Source organism: Streptomyces sp. NPDC054047 (assembly GCF_055585065.1).
Genome location: NZ_JBVJKV010000012.1, coordinates 1 through 20,823, shown reverse-complemented (window position 1 = coordinate 20,823; position 20,823 = coordinate 1). Strand labels below are relative to the sequence as shown.

The window sequence follows — 20,823 nt, the reverse complement described above, 5'->3', positions numbered from 1 at the left end:
CAGTCTAGAGGCGTGCGGGAGCCGGGGGGCGTAACTCGAGGGCGCGGCTACGGTTGTCGGCAGCGCGGAAGGCTCCCACCCGGCGCCCGTCCGCCTCCGACCGGGCACCCACCAGGCTCCGACCAGGCACCCGCCCGCTCACCCGCCCACCCTCGGAAAGGACCGCCCGCATGCCCGAGGACACCCCCCGCATCCCCCCGGACCTCGACTGGATCCGCGCCGCCCCCGAAGGGGAGGAAGGCCCGGGCCCCTGGATCGAATTCGCGTACGGCCAGGACGACGCCGTCCATCTGCGGGAGACCAGTGCCCCCGAGAACGTCGTGACCACGACCCGGGCCAAGTGGGACGCCTTCGTACTCGGCGTACAGGCGGGCGAGTTCGACCACTTCGTCGAGGGCCACTGATCGTGGCCCACTGATCTCGGGCTACTGATCTTGCGCTACTGATCTTGGGCTACTGAACGAACTCGTCCGTCAGAACGCAGCCGTCGATCAGCGCGGGCGCCGTGGAGACGTCCCCGACCGGCTGGAAGTTCGGGTTGCAGTTGAGGATCAGGAGCCCGGAGGCCGACAGGTCCCGGATCGTGTCGTCGTCCGGGGCGATCACGGCGAAGTCCTTGCCGATGGCGAAGCCGCCCTTCACGCCGGCCAGCTCACTCGTCTTCATCCGCTCGGCGACGTCCGCCTTGTACGCCGTCTGGAACTGCTTCATGTCGCTGGTCTTGAAGACCCGGATCCAGCCGTCGCCGCCGTCGTCGCACGTGCCCCGGAACTGCACGCCCCAGCCCATGTCGAACTTCTCGTCCATGGGGTAGTAGCGCTCGTCCGACGGATCGATGCTGTAGCGCTCGCAAGTGGTGAAGCGCTGGAGGTACTCGCCCGCGGCCATGACGGTGTCCGCCTGGGGCAGGTTCTCGAGCATCCACTTCTGGCGGACTCCGGGCCCACCGCTGGTACCGCCGTTGCGAGCGGGCGCTTCGTCCGAGCCCACGCCGGGAGTGGCACTGGAGCTGGGAGCGGGAGTGGCACTGGAGTCGGATGCGTCCCCGGTGCCGGTGTCGGTGCCGGCCCCCTTGCCGGTGTCGGACCCGGCGCCGGCGACAACCCCGGCGGCGGACCCGGCCCCCGAGCCGGAGGCCCCCGCGTCCTCCCCGTCCCCCTCGCACCCGGAAACCGTCAAGGCGAGCGCCGCCGTCACGAAGACCGCGGCCAGTCTGGAGCGCGTACGCATGGTGTGATCCGATCCCCCGTCGAGTAATGACGCCGGGACCCTAGATCAACCGCATGTCCATGATCAAACCACTCCGTACGCGTCCCACCCCGCTGTCCCAGGCAAGGCATGTTCTCGCAGGTCAGACCCCTGGAACCATTCCAGCGTCCCAGATGACCCGGCGTACCTTGCCCCTGCCGGGACCGCCCCCTTTAGCTGTGATCACCACTGAACAGCAGCACTACTCCGGGGGAACCCATGAAGCACACCCGCAAGGCAGTCGCAGCCGTCATCGGCCTCGTCGCGGCCCTCTCGCTCACCGCCTGCAACGGCGACGACAACGCGGCGGGAGCGGCGGACAGCAAGACCACCGTGCCCTCCTCGTCGGCGGACAAGGGCGGCAGCAACGAGGACTCCGGCGCCGGAGACGCCTCCGGCGGCGCGGAGGCCTCGGGCGGCGGTGGCGAAGGGACCTCCGGAGGAAGCGGTGGCGGAGGCGAAGCCGCCCAGGGCACGTCCGCCGGTACCGGCGACAACAGCAACGGCAAGGTCGGCATCTGCCGTACGGACGAGCTCGAAGTGAACGCGACCGACAACACCACCGACAAGACGGAAGGCGTCGTCACCGTCGTCTTCAAGAACGGCGGCGGCCGCGACTGCACGATCAACGGCTACGCGGGAGTCGACCTGACCGCGAACACGGGCGACACCCTCTCCGTGGACCGCAACGGAGAGCCCCCGGCCAAGAGCATCCTGAAGGACGGCGAATCCGCCGCCTTCAACATCACGTTCCCGTACAACAACACCGGCGGCTCCGGCGTCCGCATCACCAGCCTCGTCGTCACGCCCCCGAACGAGACCAAGCACGTGACCCTCGACTGGCCCGCGGGCACCCTCCCGGTCTCCGACACCCCGGCCAAGCTGGAGATCAACCCGGTGGGCAAGGTCAGCGACTCCCCGGCGGGCTGACCCGACCGAGTACGGCGCGAGCCCCGGCGCGGCGTCCCCCCGGACCGCCGCGCCGGGGCCTTCTTGCGGGCGGCGGGAACGCCGCGTCAGCGAGATGGCGGCCCGCCCAGAAGCACGGGTCGCCGGCCATGGGCGCTCAAGCGACCCGTGGCCGCACCACCTTGAACCCGAAGCCGTACGTGCCGAGCGCGTCCCCCACCCCTATGAACAGCAGCGCGGCGTGCTCCTGACCGCGCGCGGTCCCGATGCCTCCCAGATCCAACTGGGAGGCATCCGACCATCCCAGGTCGCCGAGCAGCCGCCGCACGGTCTGCTTGGCGGCGGCGTCGTCACCGGACAGGAAGACCATGCCGGGCTCCTCCAAGCTGCCCGGATTCGTCATCACCACGGAGTCCATGGTGACGAGCGTCTTGACCACCGGCGTCTCGGGAAACGCGGCCTGAATCTCCTCGCTGAGGCTGTAGTTGGGATGGGAGAGCTCCATCCCCTCGGTGAACCCGACACCGACGTCGACCAACACCTTCCCGGCCAGCGCGGCAGCGCCGATCCCCTTCAGCAGCCCCACCGACTCCGTACCGGGCGTGGCGTTGACCAACACCTCCCCGTGAGCGGCGGCCTCCCCGAGCCCCACGACCGTGAACCTCTGCAACTCCTCCGCATCACCCCGCTCTTTCGGGTCACGCGACCCCAGCACGACGTCATGCCCCGCCGCCTCCCAGCCGCTCGCCAACGCACGCGCCACATGTCCGGTTCCAAGCAATCCGATTCGCATGGACACGAAGCTAACTAGCCCTGGGAGCAGGGGAATCGGGCCAGAGCCCTATGTCGTATCGGCCCGTCGACGTACCCCTGAAGCCCGAGGCCCAGCCATGACCCCGGCCGCTCACTCCCCCTCTCTGTACGGGATGCGCATCACGCCACGCTTTGCCCGATAGGCGCCGCTTCAGACACCTTTGCCGCAAACTTCGCACTCGCGAAACAGCAGGCCCCGTGGATAGCGTCGGTTGACTCAGGCCCCCTCGCCCCACCGCGGCGAGAACGCGGCACCGGAGTGCCGGTGAAGCCCCTGACGCGCACCACCGCCGGCTGCGTGGACACGACCAGACGACCCCGAGGGTAGGAATGGCCGAGAAGCTGAGAGTCGACGCGGTCGAGCTCGAAGGATTCATGAAGCTGCTCGATGGATCAGTCACGTCCTTGAGGGGCCTGCGAAGCGCCTTGTCCGGCGCGACCGTTGGCGGGCTGGGGACGGATGAGCTCGACAAGGCGTGCGAGGAGTTCCAGGGGGACTGGAAGTACGGCGCGGAGCAGATCGGTGAGCAGACGGAGGATCTGAGCAAGATCATCGAGAAGAACAAGGACGCCTTCATGGAGGTCGAAGCCGCACTTGCGAAGGCGATGAACAAGGCCGGAAAGACCAAGGACGACATCGTAGAGGTGCCGAAGTGACGAGTGCCTCCACCTATCCGGATCTCGGCTTTGATCCGACCCCTGGAGACCGCGACACCGTCAAGGAGCTCCACAAGAAGCTGGGCACCTGCGTCACCATCCTCCGCGATACCCGCAAGGTCGTCACCAAGCTGATGGACGGCAGCTATTGGGAGGGTGATGCGGCAGTAGCCTTCCGCGAGACCATCAAAGACGGGCCGCTCACGCTCAATCTGAAGAACGCCGCCCGCTCCATCGAGAAGGCCGCCACGCAGTTGGAGCGCTGGGAAGGCGACCTGGACGACTTCCAGCGCCGGGCGAGGGATCTGAACGGGAAGGCCAAGGACGCCAGGGAAGCCTTGAAGGCCGCGAAGGGACATGCCGACACCGCCGGTGATGATCCCGACCTGGACAAGAAGGGCAAGAAACAAGAAGACGCGAAGAAGGCTCAGAAGCTCGCCGACGGCAAGGTAGAAGAAGCTCAGGCGGAACTCGACCGGATTCTGGGCAGGGCCCGGAGCCTGCAGAACGAGCACAGCGAGAGGTCCAAGTACCGCGCGGAGAAGATCCGCGACGCGACGGACAAACTGGCGCCGCATGAGCCTGGCGCGTTCGAAGAAGCCTGGGAATGGGTCAAAGAGAACCTTCCAGACATCCTCAGCGCTCTGGCTGGCGTTCTCGCGCTGGCAGCGATCGTAGCTCTCGGGCCTCTGGGCGTCGGGGTAGCAGCCGCGCTGATGTTGGCGGCATCAGCGACGAGCCTTGCGGCGCTTGGAACCCGAGCGTCGGATCCGGTCGTGTGGGAGTCACTGGCGGACGGCTTTACCAAGAACGAGTACGACGCTGACTTCTTCAGTAACTTGGTTTCGCTCGGAGCCGACGCGGCTGGAGTAGTTCCTGGGCTCAGCGCCGCCGTTAAGGGCGGCCGCGCTGCCACTCAGGCGGTGCGGGCCGGATCCGGGGCCATGAGCCTCGGACAGAAAATGGCCACCTACGGTACTCAGACCTTGGATGCAGGCAAGGAAACCTTCCGGCTGGGAAATCCGTTGATCAACTTAATGGTTACCAGCGAAACAGCAGCTGACAACATGGCTATCACTTCAGGTTCTTTGGGCCTCGCGACTTCTAGCTACGGTTTCCTCGATGACGAAGACGACAGCAGGTCCGAGGCGTCGACCAAGGTTGATGGCGGACGTCTCCTGCTCGACCTGCCAGGGATCCCGAGTCTCGTGGGTTTCGCCTTTTCTTAACCGTTCCACTGCAGAAAGAAGTGCCTCAATGAACCCGGCTGACTACTCCACTGCATGGCAGCATCCGCCAACACGTCGCGCCTGGGTTCTGCTCATGGTCAAGAACGTGGCCGGCCTCATCGGGTGGATCGGCGGCTGGATCGCGCTCATCGTGCTGCCCTTCGACCGGAGTTGGATGCTATGGATCTTTATCGTTTACTCCGCCTACGGAAGTTGGCGACTGTTCGTCCAGGTATTTGGATACTTCCCCATCGCTATGCGTAAGCTCCGTATCCTGCGCACATACCCCTGGCAGGTGCTCCGACGCGTTCCGAACGGCCTGGATATCTATCCCGAAATCCTGGGCGATCAGTTCGGATGGTTCGAGTTTCCCAACCCCGCCAACCCCCAGCAGCAACTCCCCCTCGTCGTCTCCAACCACCTCCGTGTGGGCTGGTGGCACCGCAGGATGGCGCCCCGCGCCAAGCCGCAGCTGAAAGCCCGCATCGAGACGATCTGGTTCGCCGGCGACCCGCGCATGCTCGGCATCGTTGCCGCGCCCTCACCGAGTGGCCGAACTCCCGGTCACTTCAAGATCCTCAGGCAGCGTCTGGCGAGGGCCGATCAAGCCCTCACCACAGAGTGGGGTGTCACAGCCGAGGACGTGGAACGCGGTCGTCGCGCCGGTTTCACCCCGTACGTCGATCCGCGCAAACCGAAGGTGAAATCCCTGTGACCGCGCCCAGGTTCCTTCTCGACGAGTCGACCCATGACCCCGAAGCCGATCTCTGGTTCGCCGAACCGGCAGGCTTCACCGCGATTCCCCTCCGCGCCCTGTTGCACCCGCCCGACTCCCCCGGATCCGATGCTCTGCGCAACGCCATCGCACCGATCCTGGACTCCTTCGGGGACGACCTCGCCCGCCAGCAGTTCCTGGTGCAGCTCGCGCGAGGGCAGCAGCTGTTGGCCGTTCTCGCCGAGGCCGGTACCACCCGCTGCTCGATCGGCCTGCACCGCGACGACGTATCCGGCAGCAACACAGGCGAGAACAGCGGCGGCCTCCTGTTCTCCCTCTTCACCCTCTCCTGGCGAGACCTCGCCCCCGCCGCCCCCGCCATCACCGCAGCCCGCGCCGTCGCGGGCGCCGAGGGCCACGCGAACATCGAGTACCTCGAACTGCCCTGCGGCCCCGCCTCGTTCAGCGAGCTCGTACGTACCCCGAACGCCGACTCCGGCCTCCCCCAGGACCCTGTCCTCCAGGTCTTCGCCCACCTCCCCCACCCGGACGGCAAACGCCTGGTCGTGCTCACGCTGGGCACCACCGCCGTGAACCGGCGTGCGGAGTACCGGAGCCTGATTCACCAGATCGCCGAGAACGTCAGCTTCGAAGACCCTCTGCTCGAGGCCGAAGCGATCATCAAGGCCGGTGAGCGCAGCTAGCCTCCCGGAGCGCCGGCCGTCGCCGGGGTGAAGATCTTGGCCAGGTGGTAGTCGAGCGTGGCGCGTACGTCGTCCAGGGTGCGGCGCTCGTGGAGTACGTCCCCGCCCAGGCCGACCGCAGCGGCCACCAGCAGGTCCGCCTCGCGCTGTGCGTCCAGGCCGGGGGCCGTCTGGCCGCTCTCCTGGGCCGTGGCGATGAAGCTGGCGACGAGCTCCTCCAAGGGGTGGTCGTCGCTCAGGAAGACCGCCGCGATGGCGGGGTCGGTGAGGCTGCGGGCGTAGTAGGCCGAGAAGACCCTCAGCGCCATGGCCCGTTGCGCGTCCAGGGGCAGGAACTCGTCGAGCATCGCGCTCAGTACGCCTCGCAGGTTCGCGGGGTCGTAGTGGACGCGGGTCCTCGCCAGGCGTTCGTTCTCGCGGTGGAGCATGTGCAGGGCGGCGACCATGAGCTGGTGCTTGCTGCCGAAGTGGTACTGGACCACCCTCAGCGACACCCCCGCCTCCGCCGCGATCTCCCGCATGCTCGCCGCGTCCAGACCCCGCTCGGCGGCGATGCGCCACACCGCCTCGGCGATCTGGCGCCGCCTGCGCGACCGGGCGGCGGACGTGGGCGCCGGGCTCTCGGGCGCCGGGACCGGCGGCCGCTTCCGGCGTCGGTAGGCCCTCGCCTGGCAGCTGCGGGAGCAGTAGAGAGCGGGGCGGCCGCGCTTGCCCGCGGCGCTGATTCCGGCACGGCAGACCGTGCAACGAGCCTTGTTTTCGTCACGCACGACTCCCACTATAGGACCTCGAATGTGTGACGTAATAGAGAGATATTCCTTTCTAGATAGGGAAATTCCATTGCGCCGTTGATACGTTCGTATCGTGAAGTACGACATCCTGCAGATCCTCGGCGCAGTCCTGATGTGTTTCGCCGCGCAAGGCCTCATCCGACTGCTCATCGACCACGACTACAACGGCTTCCTCGGCTGGCTCCCCGGTGGCTTCGCCGCCCTCCTGGCCGCCTACGGCATAGCGACCACCGCCGGCCTTCTCCTGACCGGCTGGGGGCACACCCGGGCGAAGGTGCTCGGCCGCCGCGGCTGAAGGCGGGCGGGCAGGCAGGAGGGACGGAGGGTGCGCGGGCTGTTGACGAGTGTCCAACTTTCCCCGATCGTTGGGGAATTGAGCGCAAATCAAAGCGCTGTGTTGTGACGGCTGGGGGGAGCCGAACATGCAACCTGGGGACGAGCACGCCACGCCGGGAGCAGAGCCCAACGACGCGGTGCCGCCGGGCCAGGGAGGCCACTTCGGGCCCCCGCCCCCGATGGCACCCCCGCCCCCGACGCCCTCGTCGCCGCCACCCCCCTCGTCGCCTCCGCCCCTGCCCCCGCCTCCCGCAGCCCCGCCCACCTACGGCCCACCCGCGCCAGCGCCAGCGCCCGCACCGCTGCCCGCGCCAGCGCCTCCTCCCGCCCCCGACGCCCTGCGCGCCCTCTCCGCGGGCCTCCTCAACCTCACCGGCCTCGGCCTCGGCTACGTCCTCCTCAAGCGCTGGCTCCTCGCCGCCCTCTGCTGGGCCGCGACCGCCGGGCTCCTCTTCGTGGCGTTTCCCGCCGAGGTCGACGGCGTCCCCGGTGGCGTACTCGTCGGGTTCATCGCCTTTCTCGTCCTCGCCGCGGCCGACGGGGCCCGCCGCGCGCTCCGTACCCACCAGAGCTGGCCGCTGCGCGCGCCGCTCGCCGTCGGGCTCGGGCTCGTCCTGCTCGCCGTGCCCGCCGGCGGCGTCATCGCGTACGACGCCGCGCGCGACGAAGCCGTCGAGGAGATGCTGCTCGACCGGCTCGACAAGGCCGACAGAATCGTCACGGCAGCCGACGGCCGCACCTTCGATGCCGCCGAGGACGACTACCGCTCCGCCCTCGCCATCTACCGCGACCTCGGCGACGACCACCCGGGGTCGAAGGCCGCCGAGCGCGTGCCGGACAGCCTCACCGCGTACTACAAGTCCGTCGCCGCCCCGTACGACGAGCGCAAGTACTGCGAGGCCCTGGAGCCCCTGAAGTACCTCCGCACCCTCCCCGGCTCCCTCGGCAAGGACCGCGTCGGCACCCTCGCCACCTGGCCCGACGACCGCCTCGCCACCTCGCTCTACGAGTGCGGCGCCCAAGGTCTCGGAGCGGTGGCCGGCGGCGCCGAGTTCGGCGAGCTCCTGCGGACCTTCCCCGACTCCGACCAGGCAGCGAAGGTCGAGCCCGCCATCCGCGCCGCCATCGACGCGCGCTCCACGGACCTGAAGGGCTCCGACCCCTGCAAGGCCACCGACGAGCTCCGCGGCATCGGCTCCACGGCGAAGGCCCTCCCCGACGACGCGGGCGGCGGCCTCTCCGGCGACGCGGCCGGGGCGGTGGAGTCCGGGGTGTACGCGTGCGGCGTGGACGAGTTCAAGGACGGGAAGTTCGCGGAAGCGGCCAAGACGCTCAAGGACTTCGCCGGGACCTACAAGAGCAACGGCAAGCGCGACCGCGCCAAGGACATCGCCATCGCCGCCGAGATCGCCGATGCCCGCCCGTCGGCCGGAAGCAGCCTGCCCCCGACGAAGGCGCCGGGCGGCGCGAAACTGACGTACGTCGTCGAGAACGGCGGCCCCGGAACGCTCGAAGTCCTCTACACCGGCCCCACCACCGGCAGCATCAAGCTCGCCTCGTGCGGCGGCTGCAAGACGTACACCAGCAAGGCCCAGGGCAAGAAGGCCTGCCTCGCGGGCAAGGGCCACCCCCAGAAGACGCTCAACCTGCCCCCGGGCGACTACCACTTCCTCTACAAGCGCGACGCGAGCGGCGTGGGCGGCGTACGCAACAATGCCGAGGGCAGCAAGGTCCAGCCCGGCTACCGCTACACCGACTGTTCGTACGTCGTGACGGGCGGCGGGCTCGGCGGTCTCGACGGCCTGGACGGGCTCGATGGCCTCGACGGGCGTACATGACCCATGATGTGAGTCTCCGTCACCGGACCAGGTCAGAATGAGACCTGGTCAGAGGGCACGCCGGGCCGTCATTGCCCGGCGTCACTCACCGTGATACACAGAGTGACCATACGTTTCAGCCAACGAATGACGCCAAGTCGACATGCACTGGCCCATTTGTCGGCGAGAATGAGCTGTCCTCTGTACTGCGGTAGGCAGAGGTGACAGAACAACCCACTAGGGGCGGTGAGTTACACATGCTTATGGCAGCCGAAAAGGGCGACATCACCACCATCATCGGCGGGATCGCCCCCGACTGGGGTCCCTTCGGGAGCCTGGGCAACGAGGCACGGGTGATGATCGAGGTCGTGATGGCGATCGCCATCCTCCTCTGTCTCGGCATTGCGATCTGGGGCGCGGCGAAGCAACGCATCGGCGCGACGGCGCTGCGCGACACCTTCAGCGCGGAGCAGGGCAAGGGCCTGATCATCGCGGGCCTGACCGGCGTCTTCATCATCGGATCGCTCGGCACGGTCTTCACCATCGTGTACGGCATGGCGGTCTAGCGCCCGCCACCCACGTACGTCCCCGTCTCCCTGTCCCCCGTCCCCCTCTCCCCCTGTCCCCCTGTCCCCCTCCGACCCACCCACCCGTCGTGCCCACCGGCTGAGGTTGCAACTCCCTGATGTCGAGTCACCACACCGCGCCCGCGCGGGAACCAGCACGGCTACCGTCGTACGTGGCGGTTCACCGAGAGGTTGAGGGGGCGTACGCGGCATGAGTCTCGACGACGAGCGGAACGACGGCCTCTACGGCGGCTCGGGCGAGACCCGGACGCGGCTTCCCGAGGGCGAGGGGGGCGGCCAGGACGGGTACGGGGGAGGGCGCAGATCCGGCCGTTCTTCGTCACGGAGCCTCGTGACGGTGGTCGGTGTGGTGGTGGTGCTCATCGCGGCCATCGCCTTCGCGAACCGCGGCGGTGAGGGGTCCTCCTCCGGAGGGGGAGGCGGCGACGGCAAGAAGGCGGGGGCGGATCCCACCGCCGCCACCGGGGAGCAGCCCGTCGACGGCAAGACGGCCGGGATTCCTTCCGGGTTCGCGAAGAGCGAGCAGGGGGCCCAGTCCGCTGCCGCGAACTATGCGGTGGCGCTCGGCTCGGCGGACATGTTCAAGCCCGCCCTTCGCCACAGCATCGTCAACACCGTCTACACCCCGGAGGCGGCGGCCGATCGCCAAGGCTCGTTGGACAAGATCTACTCCGGCAAGGAGTTCCTGTCCGGCATCGGCCTGAACCCGGACGGCAGCGCGCCGAACGGCACGACCTTCGTCTCGCGCATCATCCCCGTGGGCACGACGGCCAAGAAGCTGAGCGGCAACTCGGCGACCGTGGAGATCTGGTACTCGTCACTCTTCGGCCTCGCCGGAGAGAACACCAAGAACCCCGTCTCCGAGAGCTGGTTCACGAACACGTACGAGCTGCGGTGGGTCGGCGGGGACTGGAAGGTCGCCGACTTCAAGCAGAAGGACGGCCCCGTTCCCGTCGGGCGCGACCAAAGGGCCTCGACAGCCGACGACATGGCGAAGGCTGTGGAGGAGTACGGAGGGTTCACCTATGCCCGCTAACAAGCGCCGTCGCACCCTCGCGCTCGCCGCCGCGGTCACCAGTGTGCAGACCGCGGTGGTCCTCTTCGCGACGCATGCCACCGCCGCGCCCGAGCCCGACGAGAACCCCTGTGATCTCATCCGCGGCCCTGCCAAGGAGTACTGCGAAAAAGGCCAAGACGGCGGCGGCAGCAGCAGCGGAGGCAGCGGTGAGTACCCCACCGACGCCCCCATCGACTCCACCGCCGACCCCCTCGCCTCCCTGGCAAAGGGCTGCGCCGAAGCCGCCTCCTGGACCGTCGACAAGCTCTCCGAAGCCGTGAAGAAGACCGCCGAGGTCGACTTCACGAACCCCAGCTTCCTCAAGCAGTACGCGGTCGTCTTCGCCGCGTCGACCATCCTGACCCTGCTCCTCTGGCTCCTCGCGGTGGCCAAGCGCGCGGTGCGCGGCGTCCCCCTCACCACCGCGCTCTCCGAAGCCATCGGGTTCCTGTGGCTGACGGTCCTCGCCTCCGCCTTCACGCCGCTGATCCTCTACACGGTCGTCTCGGCGGCCGACGGCGTGAGCGACGTCATCGCGAAGGCGACGGGCGGGCAGACGGACACCTTCTTCGGGACGTTCTCCGCCGCGCTGAAGAAGGGCGACGACATCGGCGGCGGGCCGATCATGCTGATCGTCGTCTCGCTCGTGTCGATCCTCGCGGCCGGCATCCTCTGGCTGGAGCTCGTCATCCGGGCCGCCCTGCTCTACGTGGGCGCGCTCCTCGGCACCGTCGTGTACGCGGGTCTCGTCGACAAGAACCTGTGGACGCACGTCCGCCGCTGGGCCGGGATCATGATCGCGGTGGTCCTGGTGAAACCCATCATCGTCATCGTGCTCGGCCTCGCCGGAGCGCTCTCCGCAGACGACGGGCCCGACTCCTTCTCGGCGGTCGTCTCCGGGCTCTCGATCATCCTGCTCGCCATCTTCGCGAGCGCCATGATCTACCGCTTCGTCCCCGGCTTCGGCGACGAGATCGCCAACACCCGGAACAACCGCATCTCCCAGGGCGCCGAGAACCGTGCCGCGGCCGTCATCTCCTCCCCCGCGTCCCTCGTCTCCCAGGGCATCAAGACCCACAGCTCCCGTGGAGGCGGCGGCGGAGGCGGCAACAGCCAGGCGCGGCCCGCCAACCCCCTGAGCGGCGGCGTGGCCGCCCACAGCAGCCGCCCCGGCGGAGGCGGCGGCTCATCGAACGGCGGCGGATCTGTCCCCTCCGCCGCACCCCCGCCCCGGGGCAGCGCGACCAGCACTCCGCACGCGCGCAACCGCGGCGGCGCAGGAAACGGTTCCACTGGAAGTACCAAACGCACGGGAGGTGAAGGGCGTTGACGACTCAGTCCCACGTGTCGCAACCGGTCGCGCCCCGCCGCACATATCTGATCGGCCGCGCGCGGCCCAACGCGATCGTCGGCAAGAACCGGGAGACCGGCGAGATCGCGATGATCATCGCGGGCGCCTTCCTCGGGATGATGTGCGGACTCCTCGTCCCTGTCCTCTCCTTGCGCATCGTGCTGCTCATGGGCTTCCCGATGCTGGCGATCGCCGCGGTCTACGTCCCCTACAAGGGCCGCACGTTCTACAAGTGGTTCGAGATCAACCGCAGCTACAAGCGCTCCCTCAAGCGCGGCACCGCCTACCGCTCCGCCACCCCCGAGGCGGGCATCCGCTTCGACGGCAAGGAGATCGAGGTCGGCCCGCCGCCGGGCATCGGGCGCATCAGCTGGCTGGCCGCGCCCTTCGGCCCCGACGAGATCGCCGTGCTGCTGCACGCCGACCGGCGCACCGTCACCGCCGCCATCGAGATCGAGGGACCGGGCGTCGGTCTGCGCGACTCCGAGGACCAGGAGGCCCTCGTCGACCGGTTCGGGACGCTGCTCAAGCACGTCGCGAACGGCGACGGGTTCGTGACGCGCCTTCAGATCCTCGCGCGCACCCTCCCGGCCGACCCGGACGCCCACGCCAAGGACGTCAGCGTACGAGGCGACGACCGGGCACTGCCCTGGCTCCAGCAGTCGTACGAGCAGCTCCAGTCGATGGTCTCCACCAGCAGCGAGCAGCACCGCGCCTATCTGGTGGCCTGCATGCACTACTCGCGCGACCTGGCCGCCGAGGCCCAGGCGATGGCCCGCGCCAGCCGCCCGCACGGCGGCCGCAAGCTCGACAAGGACGCCGGTCTCGCGGTCGTCATGGCGCGCGAGCTGACCGACATCTGCTCGCGGCTCCAGGAAGCCGACATCCGCGTACGGCAGCCGCTCGGGCAGGGACGTCTCTCCTCGCTCGTGCACTCCATGTACGACCCGGACCACCCCATCGACCACATCCAGGCGATGACGAAGCGCAACGCCTGGCCCGCCGAGCTCGACGCCATGGAGCCCACCTACCTCCAGGCCAAGACCCGCGAGTCCTCCACCCGCGCCCCCTGGTGCCACGCCACGGCCTGGGTGAAGGAGTGGCCGATGACGCCCGTCGGCGTCAACTTCCTCGCCCCGCTGCTCGTCCACACCCCGGACGTGATCCGCACGGTCGCGGTGACCATGGACCTCGAACCCACCGAGGTCGCCATCGAGCGCATGCTGACGGAGAAGACGAACGACGAGGCGGAGGCGAGCCGCCAGGCCAAGCTGAACCGCACGGTCGACCCGCGTGACATCGCATCGAACTCCCGTCTGGACCAGCGCGGCGAGGACCTGGCGAGCGGCGCGGCCGGCGTCAATCTCGTCGGCTACATCACCGTCTCGTCCCGTTCCCCCGAAGCCCTCGCGCGCGACAAGCGCACCATCCGGGCCTCGGCCGGGAAGTCGTATCTGAAGCTGGAGTGGTGCGACCGCGAGCACCACAGGGCCTTCGTCAATACGCTGCCGTTCGCGACCGGCATCCGACGCTAGAGGCGAGGGCTGCCAACATGCGGGATCCGCTGACCATCCTCACGGACGCCTTCACGTCCTTCCTGTTCGGGAAGGTGGAGACGACCCGACTTCCGGTGCGTACGTCGACGGGGCAGGCCCAGGCGGTCTATCTGCCGACGGCCGCACCCGGCCTCGGCGACTCCGGCGTGATCATCGGGCGCGAGGTGTACTCCGGCAAGGGGTACATCTACGACCCCTTCCAGCTGTACGGCCAGCAGCTCCCCGCCCCGCACTGGCTGGTGCTCGGCGAGTCGGGCAACGGCAAGTCGGCCCTGGAGAAGACGTACGTCCTGCGGCAGCTGCGCTTCAAGGACCGGCAGGTCGTCGTGCTCGACGCGCAGGGCGAGGACGGGGTGGGCGAATGGAACCTCATCGCCCAGGAGCTGGGTATAACTCCCATCCGGCTCGACCCCACGGCCGCGCTCGACATGGGGATCCGCCTCAATCCGCTGGACCCCGCGATCACGACGACGGGCCAGCTCGCGCTGCTCCGCACCATCATCGAGGTCGCGATGGGGCACGGGCTCGACGAGCGCTCGGGCTTCGCGCTCAAGGTCGCCCACGCGTACGTGAACGAGACGATCGTCGAGCGGCAGCCTGTCCTGATGGACATCGTGGAGCAGCTGCGGCACCCGGAGCCGGAGTCCGCGGAAGCGATGAACGTCGCCATAGACGATGTACGGGCGTGGGGTCTGGACGTCGCGCTCGTCCTGGACCGTCTGGTCGACGGTGACCTGCGGGGCATGTTCGACGGCCCGACGACGGTCGGCATCGACCTGGACGCCCCGCTGATCGTCTTCGACCTCTCGCACATCGACCGGAACTCGATCGCGATGCCGATCCTGATGGCGATCGTGGGCGTCTGGCTGGAGCACACCTGGATCCGCCCGGACAGGAAGAAGCGCATCTTCCTGGTCGAGGAGGCCTGGCACATCATCAACTCGCCCTTCGTGGCGCAGCTCTTCCAGCGCCTGCTGAAGTTCGGCCGACGGCTCGGGCTCTCGTTCGTGGCGGTGGTCCACCACCTCAGCGACGTGGTGGACGGGGCGGCGGCCAAGGAGGCGGCCGCGATCCTGAAGATGGCGTCGACGAGGACGATCTACGCCCAGAAGGCGGACGAGGCGAGAGCGACGGGCCGCGTGCTGGGCCTGCCGCGCTGGGCGGTGGAGATCATTCCCACCCTCACGCCCGGCATCGCGGTGTGGGACGTGAACGGCAACGTCCAGGTGGTCAAACACCTGATCACGGAGACCGAACGCCCCTTGGTCTTCACCGACCGCGCGATGACGGAGTCGTCGGCGGACCAACTGCTCGGCGACGACGCGCTGCGGGCGGCGGAACTGGAGGCGGAGGAGCGTGCGGCGTACATGGAGCAGCAGATGAACGGCCCGTCGTCGTCGTCGCGTTCCGGGGTGGCGTAAGGGATGGCCTACCGGGAGCCCGAGCCCGAATACCGCGACCGGGGCGGCCGCCGTGAGTCGCGTGAACGGGGCATTCCCGACGGCGTGCTGGTCGGCGGCCTCGCCTTCGTGCTCGGCCTGACGGTCCTCGTCTGGTCGGCGACGGGCCTCGCGGGCTTCTTCTCGCACGGCTCCTGGCCCCAGAACGTCACCTTCGGCAATACGCCGGTGGCGATGCGGCATCTGTTGCAGCAGCCGCACGACATCGCGGGCGCGTGGCCGGCGACCCCGGCGGCCCAGCTCACGGGCTACGGCCTGTTCTGGGGCCTCCTGATCGGCCAGCTGATGGTGCTGGTGGTCCTGACGATCTTCGTCATGGGCACGGTGACGCGCTGGCGGGCGGTCCGGAGAGCGAGACGCGAGGGCCACTTGGCACCGCGTCCGGCGACGCACGCTCTGGCGGAGCCGGCGCCGGTCGAAACGACACGGGTCGAGAGGGCCCCGGTCGAGAGGGCCCCGGTCGAGACGACCCCGGTCGAGACGGCTTCCGCCGAGGCCGCTCCCGCTCACGCTCCTCCAGCAGCCGTCCCCGCTGTGGGCAATCGTTCCGCAGGGCGGAACGGGTGGGCACAGCCCACACCGCCGGACGCCGATGACCAGGGCGTCAGCCGCGCAGAGGGGTACGGCACCGAGACGCCGGGTACGGAAGCAGCCACGGTCCCCACCCCCCGTACGCCCTTGGTGTTGGGCCCCGCCGAAACCCGCCGCGCGCACGCGATCCAGGCCATCCGCGACGCGGAAAGCGCAGCCCTAGTACTCACCTCGGACCCCACCCTGTGGGAAGAGACCAAGGACGCCCGAGCGAAGCTGGGCCCGGTCCTGGTCTACGACCCCTCCCACCTCTGCGACACCCCCGCAAGAATGCACTGGTCCCCCACCACCAACTGCGAGGACAAGGCAGTGGCCGCACAACGGGCCACCGCCCTGCTGGCCGCCATAAGGCCCAGCGCCAAGCTGGACAGCAGCGTCGCCGACACCGCCGAGACCCTCCTGCGCAGCTTCCTCCACGCGGCAGCGGTGGACGGCCGCCCCGTCAAGCACGTACACCGCTGGGCCCAGGGAACGGGAGTCCAGGACGCCGTACGGGTCCTGCGCACGCACCAGAAGGCAGCATCGGGCGCGGCGGGCGAACTGGAGGCGGCGCTCACGGCATACCCCGAACGCCGCGACATGGCCCAGGAGTTGACCGCCCGCGCACTCTCCGCCCTTTTCACCCTGAACGTACGGGAATCCTGCACCCCAAACAGAACAGATGCCCTCACCCTGGATTCCTTCATCGATGAAGGGGGCACGCTTTTCGTGGTGGGTGAAGCCATCGAGGACCCCAAATCGCCCAAGGGTCCGGGGGCCATGCCCCTCCTCACGGCACTCGCCTCAAGCGTGGTCGAGCACGGCCGGCGCATGGCCGAACGGTCATCCTCCGGTCGGCTCGACCCACCAATGACGCTGGTCCTGGACGACGTGGCCGCCGTGGCCCCGCTCCCCCAGCTCCCGGATCTCCTGACCACCGGCGCGGACCGCGGCCTGCCCACCCTGGCCCTCCTCCGCTCCCGCGAACAGGCCCGCACCCGCTGGCCCCACACGGAACTCCCCGGCTAGACAGGACCGGGGCGGGGGTCCCCTCGGGGTTCCCGTCCTACCGCGGTACTACTCGCCACCGCCCACGTCCCGCCCCTGGTCCGACGCCGCGCACCCTCGCGAGCGCCAGCATCAGAAGCATGATTCGGGCATACGAACTCACCAAGCGCTACGGCGAGAAGACCGTCGTGGAGGACCTGTCCTTCACCGTCCACCCCGGCACCGTCACCGGCTTCCTCGGACCCAACGGCGCGGGCAAGTCCACCACCATGCGGATGCTCCTCGGCCTGGACGCCCCGACCCGCGGCCGCTCCACCGTCGGCGACCGGACGTACGCCACGCACACCGCGCCCCTGCACGAGGTGGGCGCGCTCCTGGAGGCCCGGTCCGTCCACCCGGGCCGCACCGCCTTCCACCACCTGATGGCCCTGGCCCACACGCACGGCATCCCGCGCCGCCGCGTCGAGGAGGTCCTCGACCTGGTGGGCATCCATGAGGTGGCCCGCAAGCGCGTGAAGGGCTTCTCGCTCGGCATGGGCCAGCGGCTGGGCATCGCGGCCGCACTCCTCGGCGATCCGGCCGTGGTCATCCTCGACGAGCCGGTCAACGGCCTCGACCCCGAGGGCGTCCTGTGGATCCGCAACCTCCTCAAGTCCCTCGCCGCCGACGGCCGTACGGTCCTCGTCTCCTCGCACCTCATGAGCGAGATGGCGCTGACGGCCGAGCACCTGATCATCATCGGCCGCGGCAGGCTCCTCGCGGACACGACGGTCGAGGCGTTCGTACGCGAGTCCGGCACGGGCTCCGTCAAGGTCGTCAGCCCCGAGGCGGGCCTGCTCGGCGAGCTGCTCGCCGCACCCGGCGTACAGATCACGAGTGACGCGCCGGGCGTCCTCGACGTACGCGGCACGGACGGCGAGCGCATCGGCCGCACGGCGGCGCACCACGGCATCCCGGTCTTCGAACTCACCCCGCACACGGCATCGTTGGAGCAGGCCTTCATGGACCTGACGCGGGACTCGGTCGAGTACGTCGCGTCGGTCTCCCCCGGCGTGCCGGAAGGAGCGGCGGCATGAGCACCGCGACGGCAACAGCCCCGACGTCAACCGCCCCCTACCGTCTCTCCACCCGCGGAGTCCTCCGCTCCGAGTGGCACAAGCTGTGGACGCTCCGCTCGACCTGGATCACGATCGGCGTGGCGAGCGTCTTCACCGTCGTCATCGGCATGATCGTCGGTGCCACCTACACGCCCGACCCCGCCAACGAGATCGACCCCGTCACCTACGCCCTGCTCGGGACCCAGATCGGCCAGGTCGCGATCGCGGTCCTCGGCATCCTCATCACCGCGGGCGAGTACTCGACGGGCATGGTGCGGGCCACGATGGCCGCGGTGCCGCACCGGCTGCCGGTGCTCTGGGCGAAGACGGCGGTGTTCGGCACGGTCGCGCTCGGGACGCTCCTGATCACCGACTTCCTCACGTTCCCGCTGGCCCAGATCTTCCTCGGCGGCTCGGACCTGGAAGCGTCGCTCGGCGACCCCGGCATCGCCCGCGCCGTGGCGGGCTCCGCGGCCGGGACCGCCCTCATCGGCGTCATCGTGCTCGGCCTCGGCTCGGCCCTGCGCAGCATCCCGGGCGCGATCGGCGCGTACGTCGGCGGCCTGATCCTCCTGCCGCAGCTCGCCACGATGATCCCGAACGACCTGGTGCGCGACCTCCTGAACTACTTCCCGCTGCCGGCCGCCGAGTCCCTCGCCGCCGTGCACACGTCGTCCGGCGACCTCTCGCCCGGCGCGGGCCTGCTGACGCTGTGCGCGTGGGCGGTGGCGTCGCTGGCAGCGGCGGCGTATCTGCTGAAGCGACGCGACGTATGAGCGCTTCCCGTACGAGGATGCAACCGTGACCTCCCGGACCTCCCCGCGGCCCGACGGCAGCGGAAGCCGCCAGGGCGCCCCGGACCACGACTGGTCCGCGGGCGCCCAGCCGCTGACGCGGTACGTGGAGCGCTGCGTCCAGTGGCTGCGGGCCTTCGACCGGCGGCATCCATGGGCCTGGGACCTCCATCTGACCGGGTTCTTCGTGTTCGCCGCGTTCATCGACCTCGTCGGCGACGGCTGGCGGAACATCGCCCAGAACACGGATGTCCCGGCCTGGACGCTGTACGCGATCACGCTGGCCGTCACGGTGCCACTCCTGTGGCGCCGCACCCATCCGCTCGCGGTCTACGCGGTCATGCTGTTCGCGTCCCTGGTCAACAACTGGACGGGCGCCGTCCTACAGGCCTCGCTCACACTGCTCATCGTCGTCTTCAACATCGCGACACGGCTTCCGCCGCGCACCTTGGCCTGGTCGTACGCCCTGCTCGTGCTGCCGCCCGTGGTCGGCCACGTCCGCCACCCGCAGGGCAGTTGGGACCAGCAGGTCGTGTCGACGATGATGAGCTTCGCGATCGTCGCGCTGCTCGGCATCGCGGTCCGCACCCGCCAGGAGTACATGGCATCGCTCGTGCAGCGCGCCAAGCAGCTCGAAGTGGAGCGCGACCAGCAGGCGCAGCTGGCCACCAACGCCGAACGCACGCGTATCGCCCGCGAGATGCACGACATCATCGGCCACAACCTCTCGGTCATCACGACCCTCGCGGACGGCGGTTCGTACGCCGCCGCCAAGTCCCCGGAGCGCGCGGCCCAGGCCCTGACGGCCATCGGCACCACGAGCCGCCAGGCCCTGACGGAGCTGCGCCGACTCCTTGACGTACTGCGGGAGGAGGCGCCTCAGGCCCAGGAGGGTGCCGCACTCGCCCCACAGCCCGCACTCACCGACCTGGACCACCTCATCGACGGCGTAAGGGCAGCGGGCCTCCCGGTACGCAACACGGTCAGCGGCCGGCCCGACTCGCTCCCGGCGGGCCGCCAGCTCACGGTCTACCGCGTGGTGCAGGAGGCCCTCACGAACACCCTCAAGCACGGAGGCCCGGAGGCGACGGCTCACGTGGAGGTCGCGTACGGCGATGACGCGGTGCGGGTGACGGTGACGGACACGGGTGTGGGCGGCGCGCCACCGACTCCGACCGCGGCGTCTTCGACCACGGGCCCCGGCGGCAGGGGTCTGACGGGAATGCGCGAGCGAACGGCCCTCTACGACGGGACACTTGAGGCAGGCCCGCTGCGGCACCCGCCGGGCGGCTGGCAAGTCGTACTCCGTCTCCCCAAGGAACCCGCCCAGTGACGACCGTGCTCATCGTCGACGACCAGCCGATGCAACTCTTCGGCTTCCGCATGCTCCTGGAGAGCCAGGACGACATGAAGGTGGTGGGAGAGGCCGGCAGCGGCAGCGACGCGGTCCGCATGACGGCCGAACTCCACCCGGACGTCGCCCTGATGGACATCCGCATGCCGGGCCTCGACGGCATCGAGGCCACGCGCCGCATCGTGGCCGCGGGCGACCGCACCCGCGTCCTGATCCTCACCACGTTCGACCTCGACGAATACGCGTACGCGGGCCTGCGCGCGGGCGCATCCGGCTTCCTCATCAAGGACGCGCTGCCGGAGGAGCTCCTCTCCGGCATCCGGGCGGTCGCCACGGGAGACGCGGTCGTGGCCCCGAGCCTGACCCGCCGTCTCCTCGACGCGTACGCCGATCACCTGCCGACACGCTCGGGCGAGGACGCCGACCCGACCCGTGACCCGCGCCTGGCCTCACTGACGGACCGGGAGCTCGAAATCCTGACGGTCATCGGGCAGGGCTGGACGAACGCGGAGATCGCGGGCCGACTGCACCTGGCGGAGTCGACGGTGAAGACGCATGTGGGCCGCATTCTCGCCAAGACGGGGGCGAGGGACCGGGTGCAGGCGGTCATTCTGGCGTACGACACGAAATTGGTGCGGCCGGAGTGAATGCAAAAAGGGCCCTTGGCGGGCCCTGAACGCAGAAAACCCCCGCACCAGAGGTGCGGGGGTTTCCCGTTAATAATAGTTCGGCGGCGTCCTACTCTCCCACAGGGTCCCCCCTGCAGTACC

General features: G+C 69.2%; 21 protein-coding genes. 18 read left to right on the top strand and 3 right to left on the bottom strand.

All coding sequences use genetic code 11. From position 1 onward, the window contains the following. Window positions 1–170: 170 nt before the first annotated feature. Complete coding sequence (locus ACZ6ZP_RS34055) at window positions 171–404, top strand: DUF397 domain-containing protein (protein WP_366462737.1); 234 nt, start codon at window positions 171–173, stop codon at window positions 402–404. 49 nt (window positions 405–453) lie between these two features. Here ACZ6ZP_RS34055 and ACZ6ZP_RS34050 read toward each other — a convergent pair whose 3' ends face one another. Beyond that, entirely contained in the window at window positions 454–1,230 is a 777-nt protein-coding gene (locus ACZ6ZP_RS34050; RefSeq protein ID WP_351168331.1) for a hypothetical protein, read from the bottom strand. Window positions 1,231–1,467: 237 nt separating this feature from the next. Here ACZ6ZP_RS34050 and ACZ6ZP_RS34045 point away from each other — a divergent pair, with 237 nt between their 5' ends. After that, complete coding sequence (locus ACZ6ZP_RS34045) at window positions 1,468–2,178, top strand: DUF4232 domain-containing protein (protein ID WP_469409650.1); 711 nt, start codon at window positions 1,468–1,470, stop codon at window positions 2,176–2,178. A 136-nt stretch (window positions 2,179–2,314) separates the two neighbouring features. On the opposite strand, the gene ACZ6ZP_RS34040 is transcribed toward ACZ6ZP_RS34045, so the two are convergent. Then, window positions 2,315–2,950, bottom strand: coding sequence for an NADPH-dependent F420 reductase (locus tag ACZ6ZP_RS34040; RefSeq protein WP_469409648.1), 636 nt, complete (start codon window positions 2,948–2,950; stop codon window positions 2,315–2,317). Window positions 2,951–3,300: 350 nt separating this feature from the next. Here ACZ6ZP_RS34040 and ACZ6ZP_RS34035 point away from each other — a divergent pair, with 350 nt between their 5' ends. The 4 genes from ACZ6ZP_RS34035 to ACZ6ZP_RS34020 are packed head-to-tail and all read left to right on the top strand — an operon-like array spanning window position 3,301 to window position 6,275. Beyond that, window positions 3,301–3,627, top strand: a complete 327-nt coding sequence (locus tag ACZ6ZP_RS34035) for a hypothetical protein (protein ID WP_399974442.1) — start codon at window positions 3,301–3,303, stop codon at window positions 3,625–3,627. After that, entirely contained in the window at window positions 3,624–4,856 is a 1,233-nt protein-coding gene (locus ACZ6ZP_RS34030) for a putative T7SS-secreted protein (RefSeq protein ID WP_351168323.1), read from the top strand. The genes ACZ6ZP_RS34035 and ACZ6ZP_RS34030 overlap by 4 nt, the downstream gene beginning before the upstream one ends. Window positions 4,857–4,884: 28 nt before the next feature. After that, window positions 4,885–5,571, top strand: a complete 687-nt coding sequence (locus ACZ6ZP_RS34025; RefSeq protein WP_351168321.1) for a hypothetical protein — start codon at window positions 4,885–4,887, stop codon at window positions 5,569–5,571. Next, entirely contained in the window at window positions 5,568–6,275 is a 708-nt protein-coding gene (locus ACZ6ZP_RS34020) for a hypothetical protein (RefSeq protein WP_351168320.1), read from the top strand. The genes ACZ6ZP_RS34025 and ACZ6ZP_RS34020 overlap by 4 nt, the downstream gene beginning before the upstream one ends. Here ACZ6ZP_RS34020 and ACZ6ZP_RS34015 read toward each other — a convergent pair. After that, window positions 6,272–7,045, bottom strand: coding sequence for a TetR/AcrR family transcriptional regulator (locus ACZ6ZP_RS34015; protein WP_361473313.1), 774 nt, complete (start codon window positions 7,043–7,045; stop codon window positions 6,272–6,274). The genes ACZ6ZP_RS34020 and ACZ6ZP_RS34015 overlap by 4 nt on opposite strands. Window positions 7,046–7,139: 94 nt before the next feature. Here ACZ6ZP_RS34015 and ACZ6ZP_RS34010 point away from each other — a divergent pair, with 94 nt between their 5' ends. From ACZ6ZP_RS34010 to ACZ6ZP_RS33955, 12 genes are all read left to right on the top strand, one after another. Then, window positions 7,140–7,361 carry a hypothetical protein gene (locus ACZ6ZP_RS34010; protein WP_469409644.1) on the top strand — a complete coding sequence of 74 codons (222 nt, stop codon included), beginning with the start codon at window positions 7,140–7,142 and terminating at the stop codon, window positions 7,359–7,361. Window positions 7,362–7,488: 127 nt separating this feature from the next. After that, complete coding sequence (locus ACZ6ZP_RS34005) at window positions 7,489–9,240, top strand: hypothetical protein (protein WP_469409642.1); 1,752 nt, start codon at window positions 7,489–7,491, stop codon at window positions 9,238–9,240. 236 nt (window positions 9,241–9,476) lie between these two features. Next, on the top strand, window positions 9,477–9,785 hold the full coding sequence (locus tag ACZ6ZP_RS34000) for a hypothetical protein (RefSeq protein WP_160505898.1): 309 nt from the start codon (window positions 9,477–9,479) through the stop codon (window positions 9,783–9,785). Between the two features lie 211 nt (window positions 9,786–9,996). Further along, a complete protein-coding gene (locus tag ACZ6ZP_RS33995; protein WP_469409639.1) occupies window positions 9,997–10,842 on the top strand; it encodes a hypothetical protein in 846 nt (281 codons plus the stop codon). Then, window positions 10,832–12,193: a hypothetical protein gene (locus ACZ6ZP_RS33990; RefSeq protein ID WP_361473322.1), complete on the top strand. Its 1,362-nt coding sequence runs from the start codon at window positions 10,832–10,834 to the stop codon at window positions 12,191–12,193. Before ACZ6ZP_RS33995 ends, ACZ6ZP_RS33990 begins: the two co-directional genes overlap by 11 nt. Then, on the top strand, window positions 12,190–13,749 hold the full coding sequence (locus ACZ6ZP_RS33985; RefSeq protein ID WP_351168308.1) for an SCO6880 family protein: 1,560 nt from the start codon (window positions 12,190–12,192) through the stop codon (window positions 13,747–13,749). The genes ACZ6ZP_RS33990 and ACZ6ZP_RS33985 overlap by 4 nt, the downstream gene beginning before the upstream one ends. 17 nt (window positions 13,750–13,766) lie before the next feature. Then, window positions 13,767–15,191, top strand: a complete 1,425-nt coding sequence (locus ACZ6ZP_RS33980) for an ATP-binding protein (RefSeq protein ID WP_351168306.1) — start codon at window positions 13,767–13,769, stop codon at window positions 15,189–15,191. 3 nt (window positions 15,192–15,194) lie between these two features. Continuing rightward, window positions 15,195–16,829: a type VI secretion protein gene (locus tag ACZ6ZP_RS33975; protein WP_469409636.1), complete on the top strand. Its 1,635-nt coding sequence runs from the start codon at window positions 15,195–15,197 to the stop codon at window positions 16,827–16,829. Between the two features lie 119 nt (window positions 16,830–16,948). Then, window positions 16,949–17,884: an ATP-binding cassette domain-containing protein gene (locus tag ACZ6ZP_RS33970; protein WP_469409634.1), complete on the top strand. Its 936-nt coding sequence runs from the start codon at window positions 16,949–16,951 to the stop codon at window positions 17,882–17,884. After that, window positions 17,881–18,681, top strand: a complete 801-nt coding sequence (locus ACZ6ZP_RS33965; protein ID WP_469409632.1) for an ABC transporter permease — start codon at window positions 17,881–17,883, stop codon at window positions 18,679–18,681. Before ACZ6ZP_RS33970 ends, ACZ6ZP_RS33965 begins: the two co-directional genes overlap by 4 nt. Before the next feature lie 25 nt (window positions 18,682–18,706). Beyond that, a complete protein-coding gene (locus ACZ6ZP_RS33960) occupies window positions 18,707–20,032 on the top strand; it encodes a sensor histidine kinase (protein WP_383818962.1) in 1,326 nt (441 codons plus the stop codon). Next, the gene (locus tag ACZ6ZP_RS33955) at window positions 20,029–20,700 is read left to right on the top strand and encodes a response regulator (RefSeq protein ID WP_383818960.1); all 672 of its coding nucleotides are present in this window, start codon (window positions 20,029–20,031) and stop codon (window positions 20,698–20,700) included. Before ACZ6ZP_RS33960 ends, ACZ6ZP_RS33955 begins: the two co-directional genes overlap by 4 nt. Window positions 20,701–20,823 lie beyond the last annotated feature (123 nt).